The following is a 15,510-nucleotide window of genomic DNA, read 5'->3' on the forward strand; positions in this document are numbered from 1 at the left end:
TCGTTCTCCTTCGTCTTCGTTGTGCCCGGGGTCACCAGGCGTAGTCCTCTGGGGCCGTCTTGTGGCCCGGGAAGATCTCGTCGAGTCGCGCGAGCGCAGCGTCGTCGAGGTGGATGTCGAGCGCGCGCAGACCGCCGTCGAGCTGTTCGTGGGTGCGCGGCCCGATGATGGGGCCCGTGACGCCGGGCCGGGTCAGCAGCCAGGCGAGGGCGAGGTCGCCCGGCTCGTGTCCGAGCTGGGCGGCGAAGTCCTCGTACGCCTCGATCGCGTCGCGGTGCTTCTCGAGCGTCTCGGCGGCGCGGCCTTCGAGCCGGCGCTTGCCCTCGTTCTGCTTGCGGATGACCCCGCCGAGGAGGCCGCCGTGCAGGGGCGACCAGGCGATGACGCCGACGCCGTTCGCCTGGGCGGCGGGCAGCACCTCCAGCTCCACCTGGCGGGTGAGGAGGTTGTAGATCGACTGCTCGCTGACGAGCCCCAGGTGGTTGCGCTTGCGCGCCTCCGCCTGAGCCGTCGCGATGTGCCAGCCGGCGAAGTTGCTCGACCCGGCGTACAGGATCTTGCCCTGCGCGACGGCCGTCTCGATCGCCTGCCAGATCTCATCCCACGGGGTGTCCCTGTCGATGTGGTGGAACTGGTAGATGTCGATGTAGTCGGTCTGCAGGCGCTGCAGGCTGGCGTCGAGGGCGCGACGGATGTTGAGCGCCGACAGGCGGTTCTCGTTCGGCCAGTCGCCCATGTCGCCGTACAGCTTGGTGGCGATCACCGTGCGCTCGCGGCGGCCGCCGCCCTGGGCGAACCAGTTGCCGACGATCGTCTCGGTGGCTCCGCGGCCCTTGTGCTGGCCGTAGACGTTGGCGGTGTCGAAGTAGTTGATGCCCGCATCGTGCGCGGCGTCCATGATCCGGTGGGAATCCTCTTCGCTGGTCTGCGGACCGAAGTTCATCGTGCCGAGGACGAGGCGCGAGACCTTCAGGCCGGACCGGCCCAGGTGTGTGTACTCCATATCCGCCACTCAACGCCCCGCCGAGTCAGATGTCCAACAGGTGGTGTGGATGGGATTGCGCAGTCCCGACGATGAATGGAGTCAGCCTTCGTCAGGCGCGGAGGGCCGCCTCGAGTTCGGGGTCGGTCGGCTCGACCAGGTGGCGGCCGTCCGGGAAGACGATCACCGGGATGTTCGTGCGGCCGCTGATCTGCTGGGCGCGGTCGGCCTCTTCCGGGCGGGCGACGAGGTCGATGTACTCGTAGTCGGCGCCGAGGCGGTCGAGGAGGGACTTCGAGCGGATGCAGTCGCGGCACCAGTCGGCACCGAAGACGGTCACGCGGTCGAAGGGCGCGGTCGGAGAGGTCATTGCTCCAGGCTAAGCGCCTGCGGCTGGGAGTCCGGTGGTGCCGTCGACGACCAGCGTGGCGCGCGCCTCCGAGGCTTCGATGAGGAGCGCGTTGGCGCCGTCGACATCCCGGGCCCAGGCCGTCGCCGCCTCGAGCGTGCGGCCGTGACGCGTGTGCCGGTCGACCAGCCGCCGCATCCGCTCGTCCTCCGGGGTCGCCACGAACCACGACTCGGCGAGGAGGTCAGGGATGCGCGACCAGGGCTCCGCATCGACGAGGAGGTAGTTCCCCTCGACCACGACGACCCGCGCGGCGGGCGGCACGACGATGGAGCCCGCCACCGGTTCGTCGACCGTCCGCTCGAACGCCGGCGCGTAGACCGGGTTGCCGGTCTCGGCCAGCACGCGCCGGAGCAGGGCGACGAATCCCCAGCCGTCGAAGGTGTCGATCGCGCCCTTGCGGTCGTGCCGCCCCAGAGCATCCAGCGTCGCGTTGGCGAGGTGGAACCCGTCCATCGGGAGGTGGACCGCGGTTCCCGCGCCGGCGAGCTCGTCCACGCGGTGCGCGACGCGGTGCGCCAGCGTCGTCTTCCCCGAGCCGGGGCTGCCCGCGACGCCGACGATCACCCGGCCCTCGGCCGGTGCCAGGGCGATGGCGCGCAGGGCGAGGGCCGTCAGATCCGAGACGGGGGAGGCGGTGGATTCGGTGGTCACGCGTCCCATTCTGCTGCGATCAGCGCGCGAAGCCGGAGATCGCCTCCGCCATGAGCTCTGAGGACTGCGGACCGCCGTGCCCCTCGCTCTCGACCACGATCAGCCGGCTGGCCGGCCACTGCCTGTGCAGCAGCCATGGCGTGATGACGGGCCCGCTGACGTCGTGCCGGCCGTGGATGAGCACCGCCGGGATGTGCGCGAGCTCCTCCACCCGGCGGAGGATGGCGCGGTCGCCGGGCAGGAAGCCGTCGTTCGCCCAGTAGTGCGTCACCAGCGTCGCGAAGACCAGCCGCTGCGCCGGATCGGTGTGCAGCGGACCGGGAACGGCGTTCGGGTCGAGGGAGACATGGGTCGCCTCCCAGTCGTCCCAGGCGTCGGCCGCGGCGATCCGCTCCTCGAGCGTGCCGGTCGCGAGCACTCGCGCATAGGCGTCGATGACGCGCTCGCCGGGGCGCCGGTGCGACGACCGCTCCAGCGCCTCCCAGGCCTCGGGGAAGACGCGTCCCATGGTCTCCGTGAGCCAGTCGACCTCGTCGCGGCCGGTGGTGGTGACGGCGCCGAGCACGATCCCGGTCACCCGCTCGGGATGCGCCAGCGCGTAGGCCAGCGCGAGCGTCGACCCCCACGATCCGCCCGTCACGACCCACCGGTCGATGCCGAACTCTGCACGGACCAGCTCGATGTCGGCGATCAGACCGTCGGTGGTGTTCGCGGGCATGCGGTCGAGCGCATCCACGACGGAGGGGGTGCTGCGCCCGCATCCCCGCTGGTCGATGCCGACGAGCCGGAACGCGCCGGGATCGTAGCGCTTGCGGTAGCCGCCGGACCCGAGTCCGGAACCGGGTCCTCCATGCAGCCACAGGACGGGAACGCCGTCCGGGTTGCCGCTGGTCTCCCAGTAGATGCGGTCTTGCTCGGGGTTCTCCACCCATCCGTGTGCGTACGGCTCGATCGCAGGGAACATCCCCGCACGGTATCGCATCCGGTCAGGAGGTGCGGGTCGCCGTCGCCTCCACCTCCTGGAGCTCCTCGCGGACCACTTCGCGCGGCGCGAGCACGACCCGCGGGCGGAGCCCGGTGAACCGGACGCGCAGGCCGCGGTACTTCACGAGATAGATCACGCCGACCAGCGCGGCCGCGAACCCGCTGGCGGCGCCGACGCCCATCGCCCAGCGCGGGCCGAACGCGTCGGCCACCCATCCCACTATGGGCGCTCCGATGGGGGTGCCTCCCATGAAGATGGCCATGTAGATCGCCATGACGCGACCGCGGAGCACCGGGTCCGTCGTCATCTGCACGGTGCCGTTGGCCGTCGTCATGAGGGTCTGCGACGAGACGCCGATGACGATGAGGGCGGCCGCGAACAGCCAGTACGTCGGCATCACGGCGGCCACGGCGCAGCCGAGCCCGAACAGCGCGGCTCCGGCGAACAGGAGGGAGACGCGCGGCCGGTCGCGCCGGGCGGAGAGCAGGGCGCCGACCACCGACCCGACGGCCATGATCGACGACAGGATGCCGTACTCCCCGGCGCCCTGATGGAACACGGTCACCGACATGGTGGAGATGAAGATCGGGAAGTTCAGCCCGAACGTGCCGATCAGGAACACCATGATCAGGATGACGAGGATGTCCGGGCGGCGCCGCACGTAGCGGAAGCCGTCGACCAGGCTGCCGCGCGACCGCTTCGCGCGCTCGGTGCGGTAGAGCTGGTCGCGCCGAAGCATCGCCAGCGACAGCAGCACCGCCCCGAAGGTGGCCGCGTTGATCAGGAACACCCAGCCGGCTCCGACGGCGGCGGTCAGCAGTCCGGCCACGGCGGGGCCGAGGAGGCGGGCGGCGTTGAACGACGCGGAGTTCAGGGCGACCGCGTTCGACAGGTTCGGTCCGGCGACGAGGTCGGAGACGAACGTCTGGCGGGCGGGCGCGTCGAAGGCGGCGACGACACCCAGCAGCAGAGCGAAGAGGTAGACGTGCCACAGCTGGACGACGCCGGTCACGGTGAGGATCCCGAGACCGAGCCCGAGCATCCCCATGGCCCCCTGGGTCGCCATGAGCAGCTTGCGGCGGTCGAGATGGTCGGCGGCCCATCCCGTCACCGGGAGCAGGATCAGCTGCGGGGCGAACTGCAGGGCCATGACGACGCCGACGGCCGCGGCGTTGTTGTGGGTGAGCTGGGTGAGGACGATCCAGTCCTGCGCCGTCCGCTGCATCCAGGTGCCGACGTTCGACACGATCGCGCCGGCTGCCCAGATGCGGTAGTTGACGCCGGCGAGCGAGCGGAACATGGAACTCACGAGTCGGCGAGCTCCCGCATGATCCGGGCGGCCTCGGCGAGGGTGGCGCGCTGCTCGGCGGTCAGCGTGCGGAGACGCTGGTGCAGCCACGCGTCGCGGCGCTTGCGCGTCTCGGCTACCAGGTCGATGCCACGCTCGGTCGGAACGACGACGACCTTGCGCCCGTCCGCCTCGTCGGCCGTTCTGGCCACGTAGCCCGCCTGCTCCAGTCGGTTGACGGTGCGGTTCATCGACGGCGGCTTGACGCGTTCGAACTCGCTCAGCGCGCCGATCGTCGCGGAGCCTTCGCGCACCAGGTAGCCGAGCGCCGCCGTCTGCGAGTCGGAGAGCTCGTGGTCCTCCTTCTCGGAGCGCAGGCGCCGAGAGAGGCGCGCCACCGCGATGCGGAGCGCGCCGCTGAGATCGTTCGTCGACAATCGTGCACCCATACATAGTTAGCCTAACAAATTAGGTCGGCTAACTAAACCCCCTTCGCTGCCGGCGTACGCCAGACTGGGCGCGTGCAGAGTGAGCAGGGCCGCAGTTTCGACGACGAGGACGGCGTCCGCGTCCATTTCGATGTGTACGCGCCGACGCCGGAGGGCACGAGACCGGCCGCCGCCATCCAGCTGGCGCACGGGGTGGGGGAGCACGCCGGCCGCTATCGCGAGCTCGCCACCCACCTCGCGGCCGCGGGGTACGCCGTCTACGCCGACGACCACCTCGGCCACGGCCGCACCGGCATGGAGCAGTGGAACGGCGATGCGACGCGCCTCGGGCGGCTGGGGCCGGGCGGGCTCCGAGCGGCGATCCGCGACGTCCATGCGTTCAGCGACCTCATCCGCGCGGAGAACCCGGACCTGCCGCTGGTCTACATCGGGCACAGCTGGGGATCGCTGATCGGGCAGATCCTCCTCAACCGGCACAGCGACGAGTACGACGGGATGGTGCTCTCGGGCACCGCGTACCGGACGCTCGGATCGATGAACGGCGGCGACCTCAACAAACGGCACGCCCACCTCGGCACGACGGGGGCGGAGTGGCTCAGCCGCGACCCCGCCGTGGCGCAGGCGTTCGTCGACGACCCGCTGACGACGCTCACGCCGCTGCAGAAGCTGTTCGGGATGGCGGACGCCGCGCGCCTGCTCGGCCGGCCGGTCCGCCGGCTGGCGCGCGACCTGCCCGTGCTCATCCAGGTCGGATCGGACGACCCGCTGGGCGGCCCGGAGAGCGCCCGACGTCTGGAGCGCGCCTACCGCATCCGCTCGGGTCTCTCGGATGTCACGACGATCGTCTACGACGGCGCGCGGCACGAGATCTTCAACGAGACCAACCGCGCCGAGGTCTTCGCCGACCTCACCGCCTGGCTCACCGAGCGCTTCCCCTCCCGCACCTAGCCTGCGCCCCCGTCGAGTCCGCAAAGACTGCACGCCGATCGGGCCATCAGCGTGCAATTTTTGCGGACTCGACGGCGGGAGCGGAGGGCCCGGGAAGTGTCTAGCGCGGGCGGCGCGGGGGCGGGGACACTGAGGGCGGGAGGGCGTCATGGGAGCACACATCGTCATGGGACTGTCTCGGTTCGCGCCGATCGACAATCCGGCGAACTACAACGGGCACGACACCGACCTGATCTGGATCCTGGTGATCCTGGGTCTGCTGCTCGTCATCCTGCTCATCGGCCTGGGAGTCACGTTCGCCCGCAACCCGGAGCGCGAGCTGGACGAATGGGGCAACCCGAGGACCCCGCCGGGAGGCACGCCGCCGCCGGCCTGACCGCCCGACGGATCGGCCCGCGACGGACGTAGGCTGGTGGCATGCATGGTGAGTACAAGGTCCCCGGGGGCAAGCTCGTCGTCGTCGACCTGGAGGTGGTGGACGGCAGGATCGCGGACTTCCAGCTCGCCGGCGACTTCTTCCTCGAGCCGGACACCGCCCTGGAGGCGATCAACGAGGCCGTGAACGGCCTGCCGGCGGAGTCCGACGCGAAGACGATCGCCGCGGCCGTCAAGGGCGCCCTGCCGGAGGGCGCGAGCCTGCTCGGCTTCTCGCCGGAGGCCGTCGCCGTGACCGTCCGCCGCGCGCTCGCGAAGGCGACGAGCTGGCGCGACTACGACTGGCAGATCGTGCACGCCAAAGCGGTCTCCCCGCAGATGCACCTCGCCCTGGACGAGGTGCTCGCCACCGAGGTCGGCGAGGGCCGCCGCGGACCGACGCTGCGGATCTGGGAGTGGGACGAGCCGGCGGTCGTGATCGGAAGCTTCCAGTCCGTGAAGAACGAGGTCGACCCCGAGAATGCGAAGAAGTACGGCATCCAGGTCGTCCGGCGCATCTCGGGCGGCGGCGCCATGTTCATGGAGGCGGGATCGGTCGTCACGTACTCCATCTACGCCCCGGCCGACCTGGTGCAGGGCATGAGCTTCGCCGACAGCTACGCCTTCCTCGACGAGTGGGCGATCATCGCCCTCAAGTCGCTCGGGATCGACGCCGTCTACCAGCCGCTGAACGACATCACGAGCCCGTCCGGCAAGATCGGCGGCGCCGCGCAGAAGAGGCTCGGGTCCGGCGCGGTGCTGCACCACGTCACCATGAGCTACGACATGGACGGCCAGAAGATGACGGAGGTGCTCCGCATCGGCCGCGAGAAGATCAGCGACAAGGGCATCACCAGCGCGGCGAAGCGCGTCGACCCGCTGCGCAGCCAGACCGGCCTCAGCCGCGCGGAGATCATCGAGCAGATGAAGCTGACCTTCCGGAGCCTCTACGGCGCGACCGACGGCGACCTCACCGACGCCGAGTACGCCGCTGCGGAGAAGCTTGTCGCCGAGAAGTTCGAGACAGAGGAGTGGCTCTACCGCGTACCGTGACGGTCGGCGAACCAGCCGATCTTCAGGGATCGCACAGGTCCTCCGGTACCCTGGACGGCGTGAATTGGTGGGTTCTCGGCATCATCGCGGCGTTCGTCGCGCTGATCGTCGTCGCCGTGAAGCTGGGCTGGATCGACCTCTCGAACAAGGTGCAGCGCGGCTCCGGCACCATGAGCGGCGCGATCGGCGGCTCGTTCGACGAGATCTTCGCTCCTGCCCGCCACGAGGCGCAGCAGGAGATGGACCGTCAGTCGCTCCTGCCCGCCCCCGCGCCCCTTCCCGGCGACAAAGCCGACGGCACCTGGGAGGGCGGCAAGATCACGCTCGACCTCGGTCCGGCCGGTCAGGGGCAGCGCGCCGAGGGCAGGGCGCCGAGCGAGGACGGCCGGGCTACCGCTTCTGCAGCTCCGCGTAGTCGGGGTGCTCGCTGAGCCAGCTCCGCACGTAGGGGCACGACGCGATCACGCGCAGGTCCGAGTTGTCGCGCACGTCGTCGAGCGCCGTCCGCACGAGCGTCGACGCCATCCCCTTCTCGCGCTTCTCCGGGTCCACCTCGGTGTGCGTGAACACGATCGCGTCATGCCGGAGTTCGTACTCGGCGACGCCGATCACCTCGCCGTCCTGGAGGAGGGCGTAGCGGGACTGGTCTGGCTGCTTCTCGACGCTCAGGCTCATGCGTCTCACGCTACCCCGTGCGGAACGGCGTCTCGGTAGTACTCGGTAGTCCCGCGGTCCTGGCGGCACACGACCGTGGCGGACTCTGAAGTCACGGGAGCGGCGCGCCGCCGATCCCGCCCGCCGACCGGGGAGACAGGATGCCCGCCACCGCCGTCCGGCCGACAGATCTGGAACTGCTGCACCGCGTCCGCCAGGGCGAGCACGCGGTCCTGGGAGAGCTGTGGGGCCGCTACCAGGGGTGGGCCCACCAGATCGCCCGCCGCACGACGTCGCGGTACGACGCGCAGGACATCGTGCAGGAAGCCTTCGCCAAGGTGCTCATCGCGCTCCGAAACGGAAAGGGGCCGACGGAGGGTTTCGCCCGCTACCTCAGCACGGCGATCCGCACCGTCGCGGCCACGTGGGGTGCACGGGACGCCCGGATGCCCCTCGTCCCCCTGAACGACGAGGTCGGCGTCGGCGTGTACGAGTTCGAGATCGTCGGCCTGGGCGAGCTGGAGCAGCCGTTCCGCAGCCTGCCGCAACGCTGGCAGCGCATCCTGCTTCTGACCTGCGTGCACGATCTCCCGGTCGGCGCCGCCGCCGAGATCCTCGGCATGACGCCCGGCGCCGCGGCGGCACTCGCCGCCCGAGCTCGGGCCGGTCTCCGCACAGCGGTGGCGGAGGTCGCCCAGAACGAGGAGCTCCTCCTCGCCGCCTGAATGTCCGCCCCGGAGGACGCGTGCTGCCGCCGTGCCCTCCGGGTGAGCGGTCGGGCGGAACTCAGGTCCGCGGGGTCTGCTCTCGATGCCAGATCGCGAGCTCGGTCCGCGAGCGCAGGCCCAGCTTCACCAACGCGTTCTGCACGTGCGTCTCCACCGTGCGGATCGACACGAACAGCTGCCGCGCGATCGCCTTGTTGGAGGCGCCGTCTGCGACGAGGGACGCCACCTGCGCCTCGCGCGGTGTCAGCTCCGGTGTCCGTGCCGCCGACGGGATGCCGGTGCGCGTGCGGGACTCGACGACTCCGTGCAGAGCGAAGTCGATGCTCTCCTCCTCGCTGAGCGCCGCCCCGTACGCGAACGCCCGATCGAAGGCTTCGGGGCCGAGACGACGACGCAGCGCCCGCTCGGTCGTCGCGCGGTCGTGGAAATAGGGCGGATAGTCGGCGCGGATCGCGCCCGCGTCTCGCCACCGGGCCGCTGCCGCACCGAGCAACGTCGCGCCCCGTGCCGGGTCCGCGCGTTCGCGTGCGACGTCGGCGAGGAGCTCGAGCGACTGGGCGACGCCGAGTCCGTTGCCCAGTCCGCGTTTCACGACGAGCGCCTCCCTGGCATCCGCTTCCGTCGTCTCGTACTCGCCGGCGACAGCGCATGCGGATGCGCGCGCGGTGAGCGCGAAGGACCGCTCGAAGCGGTCGCCCACGACGAGGGCGCGTTCGGTGATGTCGTCGTCGACGCGGGTACCCTCCGCCCGCAGGCCCAGGGCGTGCAGTCGAGCCGCGAGGCGTTGCGGCGTGTTCGTGCGGCCGAAGCGGTAGGCGTCCTCGCCGAGCTCGTCCATCAGGGTGCGGAGCAGGTCGAGGGCACGCCGGTCGTCGGTGTCGACGGCCTCGGCGGCGCTCCGCACGATGACCGCGCACTCCCGGGCCGCCTCCCGGTCGGCTCCGGCGGCGACCTCCTCGAGGGCCGCTCCGGCCAGCGCCAGCTCCCGGCGGGCGAGGCCCGGTTTTCCGGTCTGGCCGAAGACCGCGGCGCGCAGGGCGTGCCCCTGAGCCGCCCAGAACGGCGACGGACGGCCCGAGGCGAACGCCGTGCCGAGCCAGGTCGAGACCTCGTCGCCGCTGCCGTGGAGGATCCACGCCTGCCGCCAGCCGGTCACCGCCACCTCGACGGCGCGGTCGGTGTCGCCGAGCGCCGCGGTGGTCGACACAGCGCGACGGATGTTCGCGATGTCTCCGCGGAGTCTCCGCAGGATCTCGCGCTGACGGTTGCCGAACCAGGCGTCCTCCGCGTCGTGCAGCCGGAGCAGCATGCACGAGACGAAGTGGCGCTGCGCGTCGTGGGGATGGACGGCCCGCTCGGCTCCGAACTCCCGCAGGGCGGGCAGCAGCTCGTAGCGGACATCGCCCTCGACCCGGCGTCGGTGGACCACCGAGCGCCGGATCAACTGCTTCAGCGCGGCACTCGCGTCTCGGCGGGTGCCGGTGCTCAGCCTGGCCATGGCTTCTCCGAGGTCGAGATCCCAGCCCGGCGCGAGAACCGAGAGATCCGACCACACGCGGCGTTCGGCGTCCGTGCAGCGCTCCCAGCTGTCCTCCACCGCCGTGCGGAGCGACCGCGATTCCGCGGCAGCGGGCTCCAGGGTGTCGAGCTGGTCGGAGATGCGGCGAGCGAGCGTGCGCACATCCATGAACTGCAGCTGCGCCGCGGCGAGCTCGATGGCCAGAGGGACGCCCGAGGTCGCCTCGCAGATCGCGATCACATCGGGAAGGGTGCTGTCGTCGACCGAGAAGAGCGCGTCGCCCGCCGCAGCGCGCTCCGCGAACAGCCGGACGGCGTCACTGGACGCGGTCAGGTCGCGATGGGCGAACGGTCCCACCGCGACGAGCGCCTGCGCGGCGGACGACGGCGGCTCGCGGGAGGTCACGATCGCCCGCACACCCGGGCACGCGAGCAGGAGCGCGTCGATCACCGCAGACGTCTCGGGCACGGCTTCGTCCGCGTCGTCGACCAGCAGTAGCGCATCCTCGTCGGCGATCGCCGCGATGACGGCTCCGAGCGTGTCGTCCCGGGGGTCCACCCTCAGCTCCTGGGCGATCGCCAGCGCGACGTCGGGTCCGCGTCCGCGCACATCCACGTACCAGACGCCTGCGACCGAGCGCCGGAGCGAATCAGCGGCCGCGATCGCGACGCGGCTCTTGCCCACCCCCGCGGTGCCCGTGATGGTCACCAGCCGGGTCGATGTCTGCAGCAGCCGCCGGATCAGCGACACCTCCTCGCGCCGCCCGACCATCGCGTCCAGGCGCACGGGGAGGCCGTGCGTCGAGCTCGATGTCTGCATACCGACCCCTGTCGGCCGGGCGGGATGCCGGCCGGAGTCGTCGTCCGACCCACGAGCCGACACCCCGGTCGGGTGTCCTTCCTCGCATGGTGTCAGGAGCGGATGCGGCTCGAAAGACAGCCGTCACAGGTGCGGCTGGTACGGCGCCCACTTCTCCAGGTCGTACTCGAGCTCGACCCCGGAGTAGAGCCGGACCAGCCAGCGCCGCGAGTCGCCGCCGGCGAACTGGCCCGTGACCGTCTCCGTCACCCAGCCGCCCTCCGCGTCGCGGGTCCAGCGGATCAGACCGACGTGCTCACGGAGCCGGGGAGGGTGCGGCGGGTGGATGTAGTCGAATTCGTCAGTCATCGTCATTGCCTCCTCCCGCCCGGCGGGCGTCGACCCGTCGATGGCGGCGAGGCCATGATGCACCCTCGGCGGTGCGTGAGGGACTACGCGTTTTCCCTACGGTCATTCCTGCGAACGGTTGTCCGCCGGGACATCCTCCCGCTTCCACTCCAGTTCGACGCCGGAGACCAGCCGGACGCGCACCGTCCCGCCGACCGTCTCGATCGTGTCGACGTCGGGATGGTTCTGCACCCGCATCCAGGCCGGCGAGCCCGGCTCGGGAAAGGCACCAGCGTCCTGGTCCACCGCACCCCTCCCTGCCGCAGATCGACGGACTTTTGAGAGGTAGCTTGACGCCTACCCGGACCGTTCCGCTAGCCCATCGAGTCGTCAGGTGGCAGACGACTCGCGCCCGACGTGCCGGTAGATGGCCTCGCGAGGCCAGTCGTCGGCTGTCACGAGCTCGTAGACGTCCATCGGCCGCCCGGCGGAGTCCTGCGGGGCGGGATGACCGACGGGGACGCGGACCCGGACGGGAGGATGCGATTCGAGCACCGGAAGCTCGATCGAGCGGTCCCGTGCGGGCTCGTCGCTGTGCACGAGGAAGGCGGTGAACACGTCGTCGCCGAAATCCATGCGTTTACATTAGCCCTCGGGTCGCCCGCTGCGAACCTGAGCCCCCACTGTCTATCCACGTCTCGGCCGGCCGAGCCACCATGTCCCCGAACGCAAGCGAGGGGGCGCGACAGATGACGTCGACGGATCAGAAGAGGACGGAACGGCCGGGGCGGTTCCCGGTGTGGGCCACAGTGCTGCTCGCCGTGCTCGGCGCGATCATCCTTCTCGGCTCCGGGGTGCTCGGCGGGCTCACCCTGCGCTCGGCGGGCTCGACGCTCGGACAGTCGCTCACCCGGACCGCGCCGGTGACCTCGGCATCGGTGTGCGACGCCGAGCGTGTCGCCCGCGACGTGCTCCCCTCCATCGTGACGATCGGTGTGGTCGCGGGCGACGGATCCGGGGGCACGGGAAGCGGCGAGATCATCTCGGCCGACGGCTACATCCTCACCAACAACCACGTCATCGCGCCGGCGGCCGACGGCGCGACCATCACCGTGCTCTACAACGACGGGACCACGCACCCGGCGAAGCTCGTCGGCCGGTCCCCGCGTGCCGATATCGCCGTGGTGAAGGTGGAGGCGAGCGGACTCCCCGTGATCGAGCAGGGCGACTCCGCGTCGCTCCAGGTCGGGCAGCCCGTTGTGGCGCTCGGCGCCCCGCTCGGCCTCTCCAGTACCGTCACCACCGGCGTGGTGAGCGCCCTCGGCCGCACGGTACCCGTGCAGAGCGACAGCGACCGCAACGCGGTGCTCGCGGACGCGATCCAGACCGACGCCTCCATCAACCCGGGCAACTCCGGGGGAGCCCTCGTCGACTGCGGCGGCCGGCTGGTCGGCGTGAACTCGGCGATCGCGACGGTCCCCGGGGCGTCCGGGGTGGCGGGTGGAGGGAGCGTGGGGATCGGTTTCGCCGTGCCGCAGGCCGTGGCGATGCCGATCGCGCAGCAGATCATCTCGACGGGGAAGGTGACGTACCCGACCTTCGGGATCTCGGTCACGCCCATCCAGCCGGGCCAGGGCGAGAACGACCAGCCGGGCCTGTACGTGCAGTCCGTGACGCCGGGAGGGCCGTCGCAGCAGGCGGGTCTGGCGGCAGGGGACGTGATCGTCCGGGTCGACGGCAGATCCGTCGGCAGTGTGGACGATCTGACCGCCATCCAGCTGACCAGCAAGCCCGGCGACGGGGTCGACGTGGTCTATGTACGGGACGGCCGACGCCAGACCACCACGGTCACCCTCGGAAACGGCTGAAGTCTCAGGCGGTGCGTTCGGCGACGTTCGCAATCTTGAACCGGTCGATGATCCGATAGCTGTCGCCCGGGCCGTTCTCTTCGACCCGGACCGTGTCGTACACCCGGAAGTCGAGGATGCGGAGCTCGCTCAGGCGTTCGGCGCGCTCGTTGAGGAGCGCGGAGCGGAGCGCCGACGTGGGCTCGCGCGGTATGAGCGGCGTGACGATCTCACCCCGCCAGCCGTCGGTCGTCACGCTGACGAGCTCGGCGGCACGCTCCCGTGGGTTCCAGTGCATCAGCCTCATCTCGTCCTCTCGGCGTCGATCACGGAGCGGCCCGGCCGGTTCGATACCCGACGAACGGACCGGACCACTCCGAAAGAGAGGCCCGCGACGGGCGCTCCCCTGGAGACGCGCGAAGCCCGATGATGCGCTCTCCGCTTATGAAGACGTGGCTCGGGGATGAACATGACGCGAGATCCTCAGCTGCACAGGTTCCATTGCGTGCGGACCTGGTCGGCGGACAGGGCGGTGCCGTAGACCGAGGCGAAAGCGAGGCTGCCGGTGATCTGCCGGGACGACGGCGTCCCCGGCCCCCAGTTGTCGAGGTTGTCCGCCCCGATGCGCCAGCGGCCGGAGAACTGATGGGCCTGCGTGACGGAGGGGTCGTGAGCGACCCGCTCCCCGTCGACGTAGAGCGCCATGCCCTCCTCCGACAGGGTCGCGGTGGCCTGGTGCCAGCGGCCGTCGGTGTAGCTCGCGTCGGAGGAGATCGTGCGGACCGCGTCCGGGAAGACCCCGAACACGAGCCGTCCGTCGTCGGTCAGGAAGAGGTGGCGGTCGTAGTACGCCGAGGCGCCCTCCGTCGATCCGCTGAAGCCCACCAGCCGCCCGCCGCCCGCGGTCGCCGAGAACCAGATCTGGACGGTGAAGCGGTCGACGGGGTCGCGGAGCGAGTTGTCGGTCAGGCTCCACTCCCCGTCTCCGGGGTGCCCCGTGTATCTCGCCGTGTTCCCGTGGACGAGGTCCGTCGCGGTCGAGGCGCCGGCTTCGTCGTCCAGCCGATAGGCGAACAGCGTTTCGGCCGCCGGTATCGCCTCGAGGGCGGCGACACAGCCCTGCGGTGCGGATTTGCCGGCATCTGGAGGGAGCGGAGCGTCGGGGCGCTGGTCGGTCGGCTCTCTGGGTGCGTTCTGTGCGCTCGACCCCGTCTCGGGGGAGTCGCCGGCGGAGGGTGCGGGGCCGTCTCCGCCATCGGGCGGGGGTTCCGCTGCGGCGTCCGGCTTCAGCTCGTCCTTCTGCTCCGGCGTGACGCGACGGGCCTGGGGTTCCGGCCCGTCGCCGTTCGTGTTCCGCTGTCCCGAGGTCGAGCCATCGCCGGCGCCCGCCGAAGTGGGGTCGGACTGCGGAGCCGCGATGACCGCGCCGTAGGTGAGCGCGGCGGCGGCCGCCACACTCGCCACGACCGCGGCCATGCCGGCCTTCGAGCTGCCGGCGGCCGTGGCGGACAGATGCCGCAGGCGGGCGCCGTGGTGGAGGGCGACGGCCGGATGCGCGACACCGGCCGCGACGGCGCCCTCCGTCGCGCCGATCGTGGAGAGATACGCGGTCGCCCCCGTGAGCCCGAGAAACAGCGGAAGGATGCCGAGCGCCAGTCGCGAGCCGACGCGGTCCGCCTCGGAGGCGGCATCCGCGCAGCGCCGGCACGCGCCGAGGTGCTGCAGCACTTTCCGGCGGTCCGCCTTCGTCAGGCGGCCGCGGACGAGCGGGCCGAGTTTCTTCAGCGTCCAGCCGTGGATCGGATCCTCGGACGGTGCGCTCGCCAGGTGCGCGTTGATCCACGATTGGCGCAGCCCCTCCCTGGCGCGGAGGGCCAAGGCCGAGACCGCGTTCGGACTGAGGCCCATGAGAGGCGCGACCTCGCGCGGCGCCATATCCTCGATCTCGGTGTACCAGAGCACCTCCTGCCACTTGACCGGCAGCGCGTAGAAGGCCTCCGCCATCGTCTCCCGGTCGATGCGGTCGAGGGCGGTGGCCTCGCTGAAGGTCCAGTCCTCGATGGCGTCGGCGTCCTCGAGGTTCGGCGTCGTCTTGCGGCGCGACCAGTCGATGGCCACGTTGCGCACGGTGGTGGCGAGATACGAGCGGAATCCGGCGGTCGGGCCCTTGCCCCGGCAGATCGACGTCAGGATGCGCGCGAACGCCTCCGACGCGAGATCGTCGGGATCGAATCGACCGGTGATGGACGTCGCCATGGTGCGCGCTGCCGGCCAATGACGCTTCCAGAGCACCCCGTAGGCGAGCGAGTCGCCCTCCCGGGCGCGGACGATCAGGTCGGCGTCGGAGAGGTCGTCGAGTTCACCGGTCATGAGGGTCGGGTCCTAAGGTGCAGTACGGGCGTTCACTCACTTGGACGCAGCGAATTGCGAATCG

The 15,510-nt window shown here is 70.9% G+C and carries 19 protein-coding genes; 6 read left to right on the forward strand and 13 right to left on the reverse strand.

Annotated elements, in window-relative coordinates; all coding sequences use genetic code 11:
* Positions 1–31: 31 nt before the first annotated feature.
* The 6 genes from BJ963_RS15595 to BJ963_RS15620 all read right to left on the reverse strand — a co-directional run bounded on the left by BJ963_RS15595 (position 32) and on the right by BJ963_RS15620 (position 4,755).
* Positions 32–1,003, reverse strand: coding sequence for an aldo/keto reductase (locus BJ963_RS15595; protein WP_179457451.1), 972 nt, complete (start codon positions 1,001–1,003; stop codon positions 32–34).
* Positions 1,004–1,094: 91 nt separating this feature from the next.
* A complete protein-coding gene (locus tag BJ963_RS15600) occupies positions 1,095–1,352 on the reverse strand; it encodes a glutaredoxin family protein (RefSeq protein WP_179457452.1) in 258 nt (85 codons plus the stop codon).
* A 9-nt stretch (positions 1,353–1,361) separates the two neighbouring features.
* Positions 1,362–2,054 carry a nucleoside/nucleotide kinase family protein gene (locus BJ963_RS15605; RefSeq protein ID WP_179457453.1) on the reverse strand — a complete coding sequence of 231 codons (693 nt, stop codon included), beginning with the start codon at positions 2,052–2,054 and terminating at the stop codon, positions 1,362–1,364.
* A 10-nt stretch (positions 2,055–2,064) separates the two neighbouring features.
* Complete coding sequence (pip, locus tag BJ963_RS15610) at positions 2,065–3,009, reverse strand: prolyl aminopeptidase (protein ID WP_246298078.1); 945 nt, start codon at positions 3,007–3,009, stop codon at positions 2,065–2,067.
* 22 nt (positions 3,010–3,031) lie between these two features.
* Positions 3,032–4,330, reverse strand: a complete 1,299-nt coding sequence (locus BJ963_RS15615; protein WP_218857669.1) for an MFS transporter — start codon at positions 4,328–4,330, stop codon at positions 3,032–3,034.
* Positions 4,331–4,335: 5 nt separating this feature from the next.
* Positions 4,336–4,755 carry a MarR family winged helix-turn-helix transcriptional regulator gene (locus BJ963_RS15620; protein ID WP_343037300.1) on the reverse strand — a complete coding sequence of 140 codons (420 nt, stop codon included), beginning with the start codon at positions 4,753–4,755 and terminating at the stop codon, positions 4,336–4,338.
* Positions 4,756–4,839: 84 nt separating this feature from the next.
* Here BJ963_RS15620 and BJ963_RS15625 point away from each other — a divergent pair, with 84 nt between their 5' ends.
* From BJ963_RS15625 to BJ963_RS15640, 4 genes are all read left to right on the forward strand, one after another.
* Positions 4,840–5,715 (forward strand): alpha/beta fold hydrolase, encoded by an 876-nt coding sequence (locus tag BJ963_RS15625; RefSeq protein WP_179457457.1) that lies wholly within the window; start codon positions 4,840–4,842, stop codon positions 5,713–5,715.
* 148 nt (positions 5,716–5,863) lie between these two features.
* On the forward strand, positions 5,864–6,091 hold the full coding sequence (locus tag BJ963_RS15630) for a hypothetical protein (RefSeq protein WP_179457458.1): 228 nt from the start codon (positions 5,864–5,866) through the stop codon (positions 6,089–6,091).
* Positions 6,092–6,132: 41 nt separating this feature from the next.
* Positions 6,133–7,182, forward strand: coding sequence for a lipoate-protein ligase LplAB (gene lplAB / locus BJ963_RS15635; RefSeq protein ID WP_089915510.1), 1,050 nt, complete (start codon positions 6,133–6,135; stop codon positions 7,180–7,182).
* Between the two features lie 59 nt (positions 7,183–7,241).
* Positions 7,242–7,613 (forward strand): hypothetical protein, encoded by a 372-nt coding sequence (locus tag BJ963_RS15640; protein WP_179457459.1) that lies wholly within the window; start codon positions 7,242–7,244, stop codon positions 7,611–7,613.
* Here the strand turns inward: BJ963_RS15640 and BJ963_RS15645 are convergent.
* On the reverse strand, positions 7,573–7,857 hold the full coding sequence (locus BJ963_RS15645; RefSeq protein ID WP_179457460.1) for a GNAT family N-acetyltransferase: 285 nt from the start codon (positions 7,855–7,857) through the stop codon (positions 7,573–7,575). The genes BJ963_RS15640 and BJ963_RS15645 overlap by 41 nt on opposite strands.
* Before the next feature lie 140 nt (positions 7,858–7,997).
* Between BJ963_RS15645 and BJ963_RS15650 the strand changes: the two genes are divergently transcribed.
* Positions 7,998–8,561, forward strand: a complete 564-nt coding sequence (locus tag BJ963_RS15650) for an RNA polymerase sigma factor (protein WP_179457461.1) — start codon at positions 7,998–8,000, stop codon at positions 8,559–8,561.
* A 61-nt stretch (positions 8,562–8,622) separates the two neighbouring features.
* Here the strand turns inward: BJ963_RS15650 and BJ963_RS15655 are convergent, their stop codons facing one another.
* From BJ963_RS15655 to BJ963_RS15670, 4 genes are all read right to left on the reverse strand, one after another.
* Positions 8,623–10,902, reverse strand: a complete 2,280-nt coding sequence (locus BJ963_RS15655; RefSeq protein WP_179457462.1) for an ATP-binding protein — start codon at positions 10,900–10,902, stop codon at positions 8,623–8,625.
* A gap of 123 nt (positions 10,903–11,025) precedes the next feature.
* Entirely contained in the window at positions 11,026–11,250 is a 225-nt protein-coding gene (locus BJ963_RS15660) for a hypothetical protein (protein WP_089917051.1), read from the reverse strand.
* Between the two features lie 102 nt (positions 11,251–11,352).
* Positions 11,353–11,535 (reverse strand): hypothetical protein, encoded by a 183-nt coding sequence (locus BJ963_RS15665; protein ID WP_179457463.1) that lies wholly within the window; start codon positions 11,533–11,535, stop codon positions 11,353–11,355.
* 84 nt (positions 11,536–11,619) lie between these two features.
* Positions 11,620–11,865: a hypothetical protein gene (locus BJ963_RS15670; protein ID WP_089915496.1), complete on the reverse strand. Its 246-nt coding sequence runs from the start codon at positions 11,863–11,865 to the stop codon at positions 11,620–11,622.
* A gap of 113 nt (positions 11,866–11,978) precedes the next feature.
* On the opposite strand from BJ963_RS15670, the gene BJ963_RS15675 reads away from it, so the two are divergent.
* Complete coding sequence (locus BJ963_RS15675; RefSeq protein ID WP_179457464.1) at positions 11,979–13,097, forward strand: S1C family serine protease; 1,119 nt, start codon at positions 11,979–11,981, stop codon at positions 13,095–13,097.
* 4 nt (positions 13,098–13,101) lie between these two features.
* On the opposite strand, the gene BJ963_RS15680 is transcribed toward BJ963_RS15675, so the two are convergent.
* On the reverse strand, positions 13,102–13,374 hold the full coding sequence (locus BJ963_RS15680) for a hypothetical protein (RefSeq protein WP_089915490.1): 273 nt from the start codon (positions 13,372–13,374) through the stop codon (positions 13,102–13,104).
* 185 nt (positions 13,375–13,559) lie between these two features.
* Positions 13,560–15,446, reverse strand: a complete 1,887-nt coding sequence (locus tag BJ963_RS15685) for a sigma-70 family RNA polymerase sigma factor (protein ID WP_179457465.1) — start codon at positions 15,444–15,446, stop codon at positions 13,560–13,562.
* Positions 15,447–15,510: the final 64 nt, after the last annotated feature.

It is taken from the genome of Leifsonia soli, assembly GCF_013408745.1.
Classification (GTDB): domain Bacteria; phylum Actinomycetota; class Actinomycetes; order Actinomycetales; family Microbacteriaceae; genus Leifsonia; species Leifsonia soli.

Excerpts from the sequence above, each read along its gene's own strand:
- BJ963_RS15660 (WP_089917051.1), bottom strand. The coding sequence starts at position 11,250 with ATGACTGACGAATTCGACTACATCCACCCGCCGCACCCTCCCCGGCTC.
- pip (WP_246298078.1), bottom strand. The coding sequence starts at position 3,009 with ATGTTCCCTGCGATCGAGCCGTACGCACACGGATGGGTGGAGAACCCC.
- BJ963_RS15655 (WP_179457462.1), bottom strand. The coding sequence starts at position 10,902 with ATGCAGACATCGAGCTCGACGCACGGCCTCCCCGTGCGCCTGGACGCG.
- BJ963_RS15595 (WP_179457451.1), bottom strand. The coding sequence starts at position 1,003 with ATGGAGTACACACACCTGGGCCGGTCCGGCCTGAAGGTCTCGCGCCTC.
- BJ963_RS15685 (WP_179457465.1), bottom strand. The coding sequence starts at position 15,446 with ATGACCGGTGAACTCGACGACCTCTCCGACGCCGACCTGATCGTCCGC.
- BJ963_RS15670 (WP_089915496.1), bottom strand. The coding sequence starts at position 11,865 with ATGGATTTCGGCGACGACGTGTTCACCGCCTTCCTCGTGCACAGCGAC.
- BJ963_RS15615 (WP_218857669.1), bottom strand. The coding sequence starts at position 4,330 with ATGTTCCGCTCGCTCGCCGGCGTCAACTACCGCATCTGGGCAGCCGGC.
- BJ963_RS15600 (WP_179457452.1), bottom strand. The coding sequence starts at position 1,352 with ATGACCTCTCCGACCGCGCCCTTCGACCGCGTGACCGTCTTCGGTGCC.
- lplAB (WP_089915510.1), top strand. The coding sequence starts at position 6,133 with ATGCATGGTGAGTACAAGGTCCCCGGGGGCAAGCTCGTCGTCGTCGAC.
- BJ963_RS15650 (WP_179457461.1), top strand. The coding sequence starts at position 7,998 with ATGCCCGCCACCGCCGTCCGGCCGACAGATCTGGAACTGCTGCACCGC.
- BJ963_RS15630 (WP_179457458.1), top strand. The coding sequence starts at position 5,864 with ATGGGAGCACACATCGTCATGGGACTGTCTCGGTTCGCGCCGATCGAC.
- BJ963_RS15680 (WP_089915490.1), bottom strand. The coding sequence starts at position 13,374 with ATGCACTGGAACCCACGGGAGCGTGCCGCCGAGCTCGTCAGCGTGACG.
- BJ963_RS15675 (WP_179457464.1), top strand. The coding sequence starts at position 11,979 with ATGACGTCGACGGATCAGAAGAGGACGGAACGGCCGGGGCGGTTCCCG.
- BJ963_RS15645 (WP_179457460.1), bottom strand. The coding sequence starts at position 7,857 with ATGAGCCTGAGCGTCGAGAAGCAGCCAGACCAGTCCCGCTACGCCCTC.
- BJ963_RS15605 (WP_179457453.1), bottom strand. The coding sequence starts at position 2,054 with ATGGGACGCGTGACCACCGAATCCACCGCCTCCCCCGTCTCGGATCTG.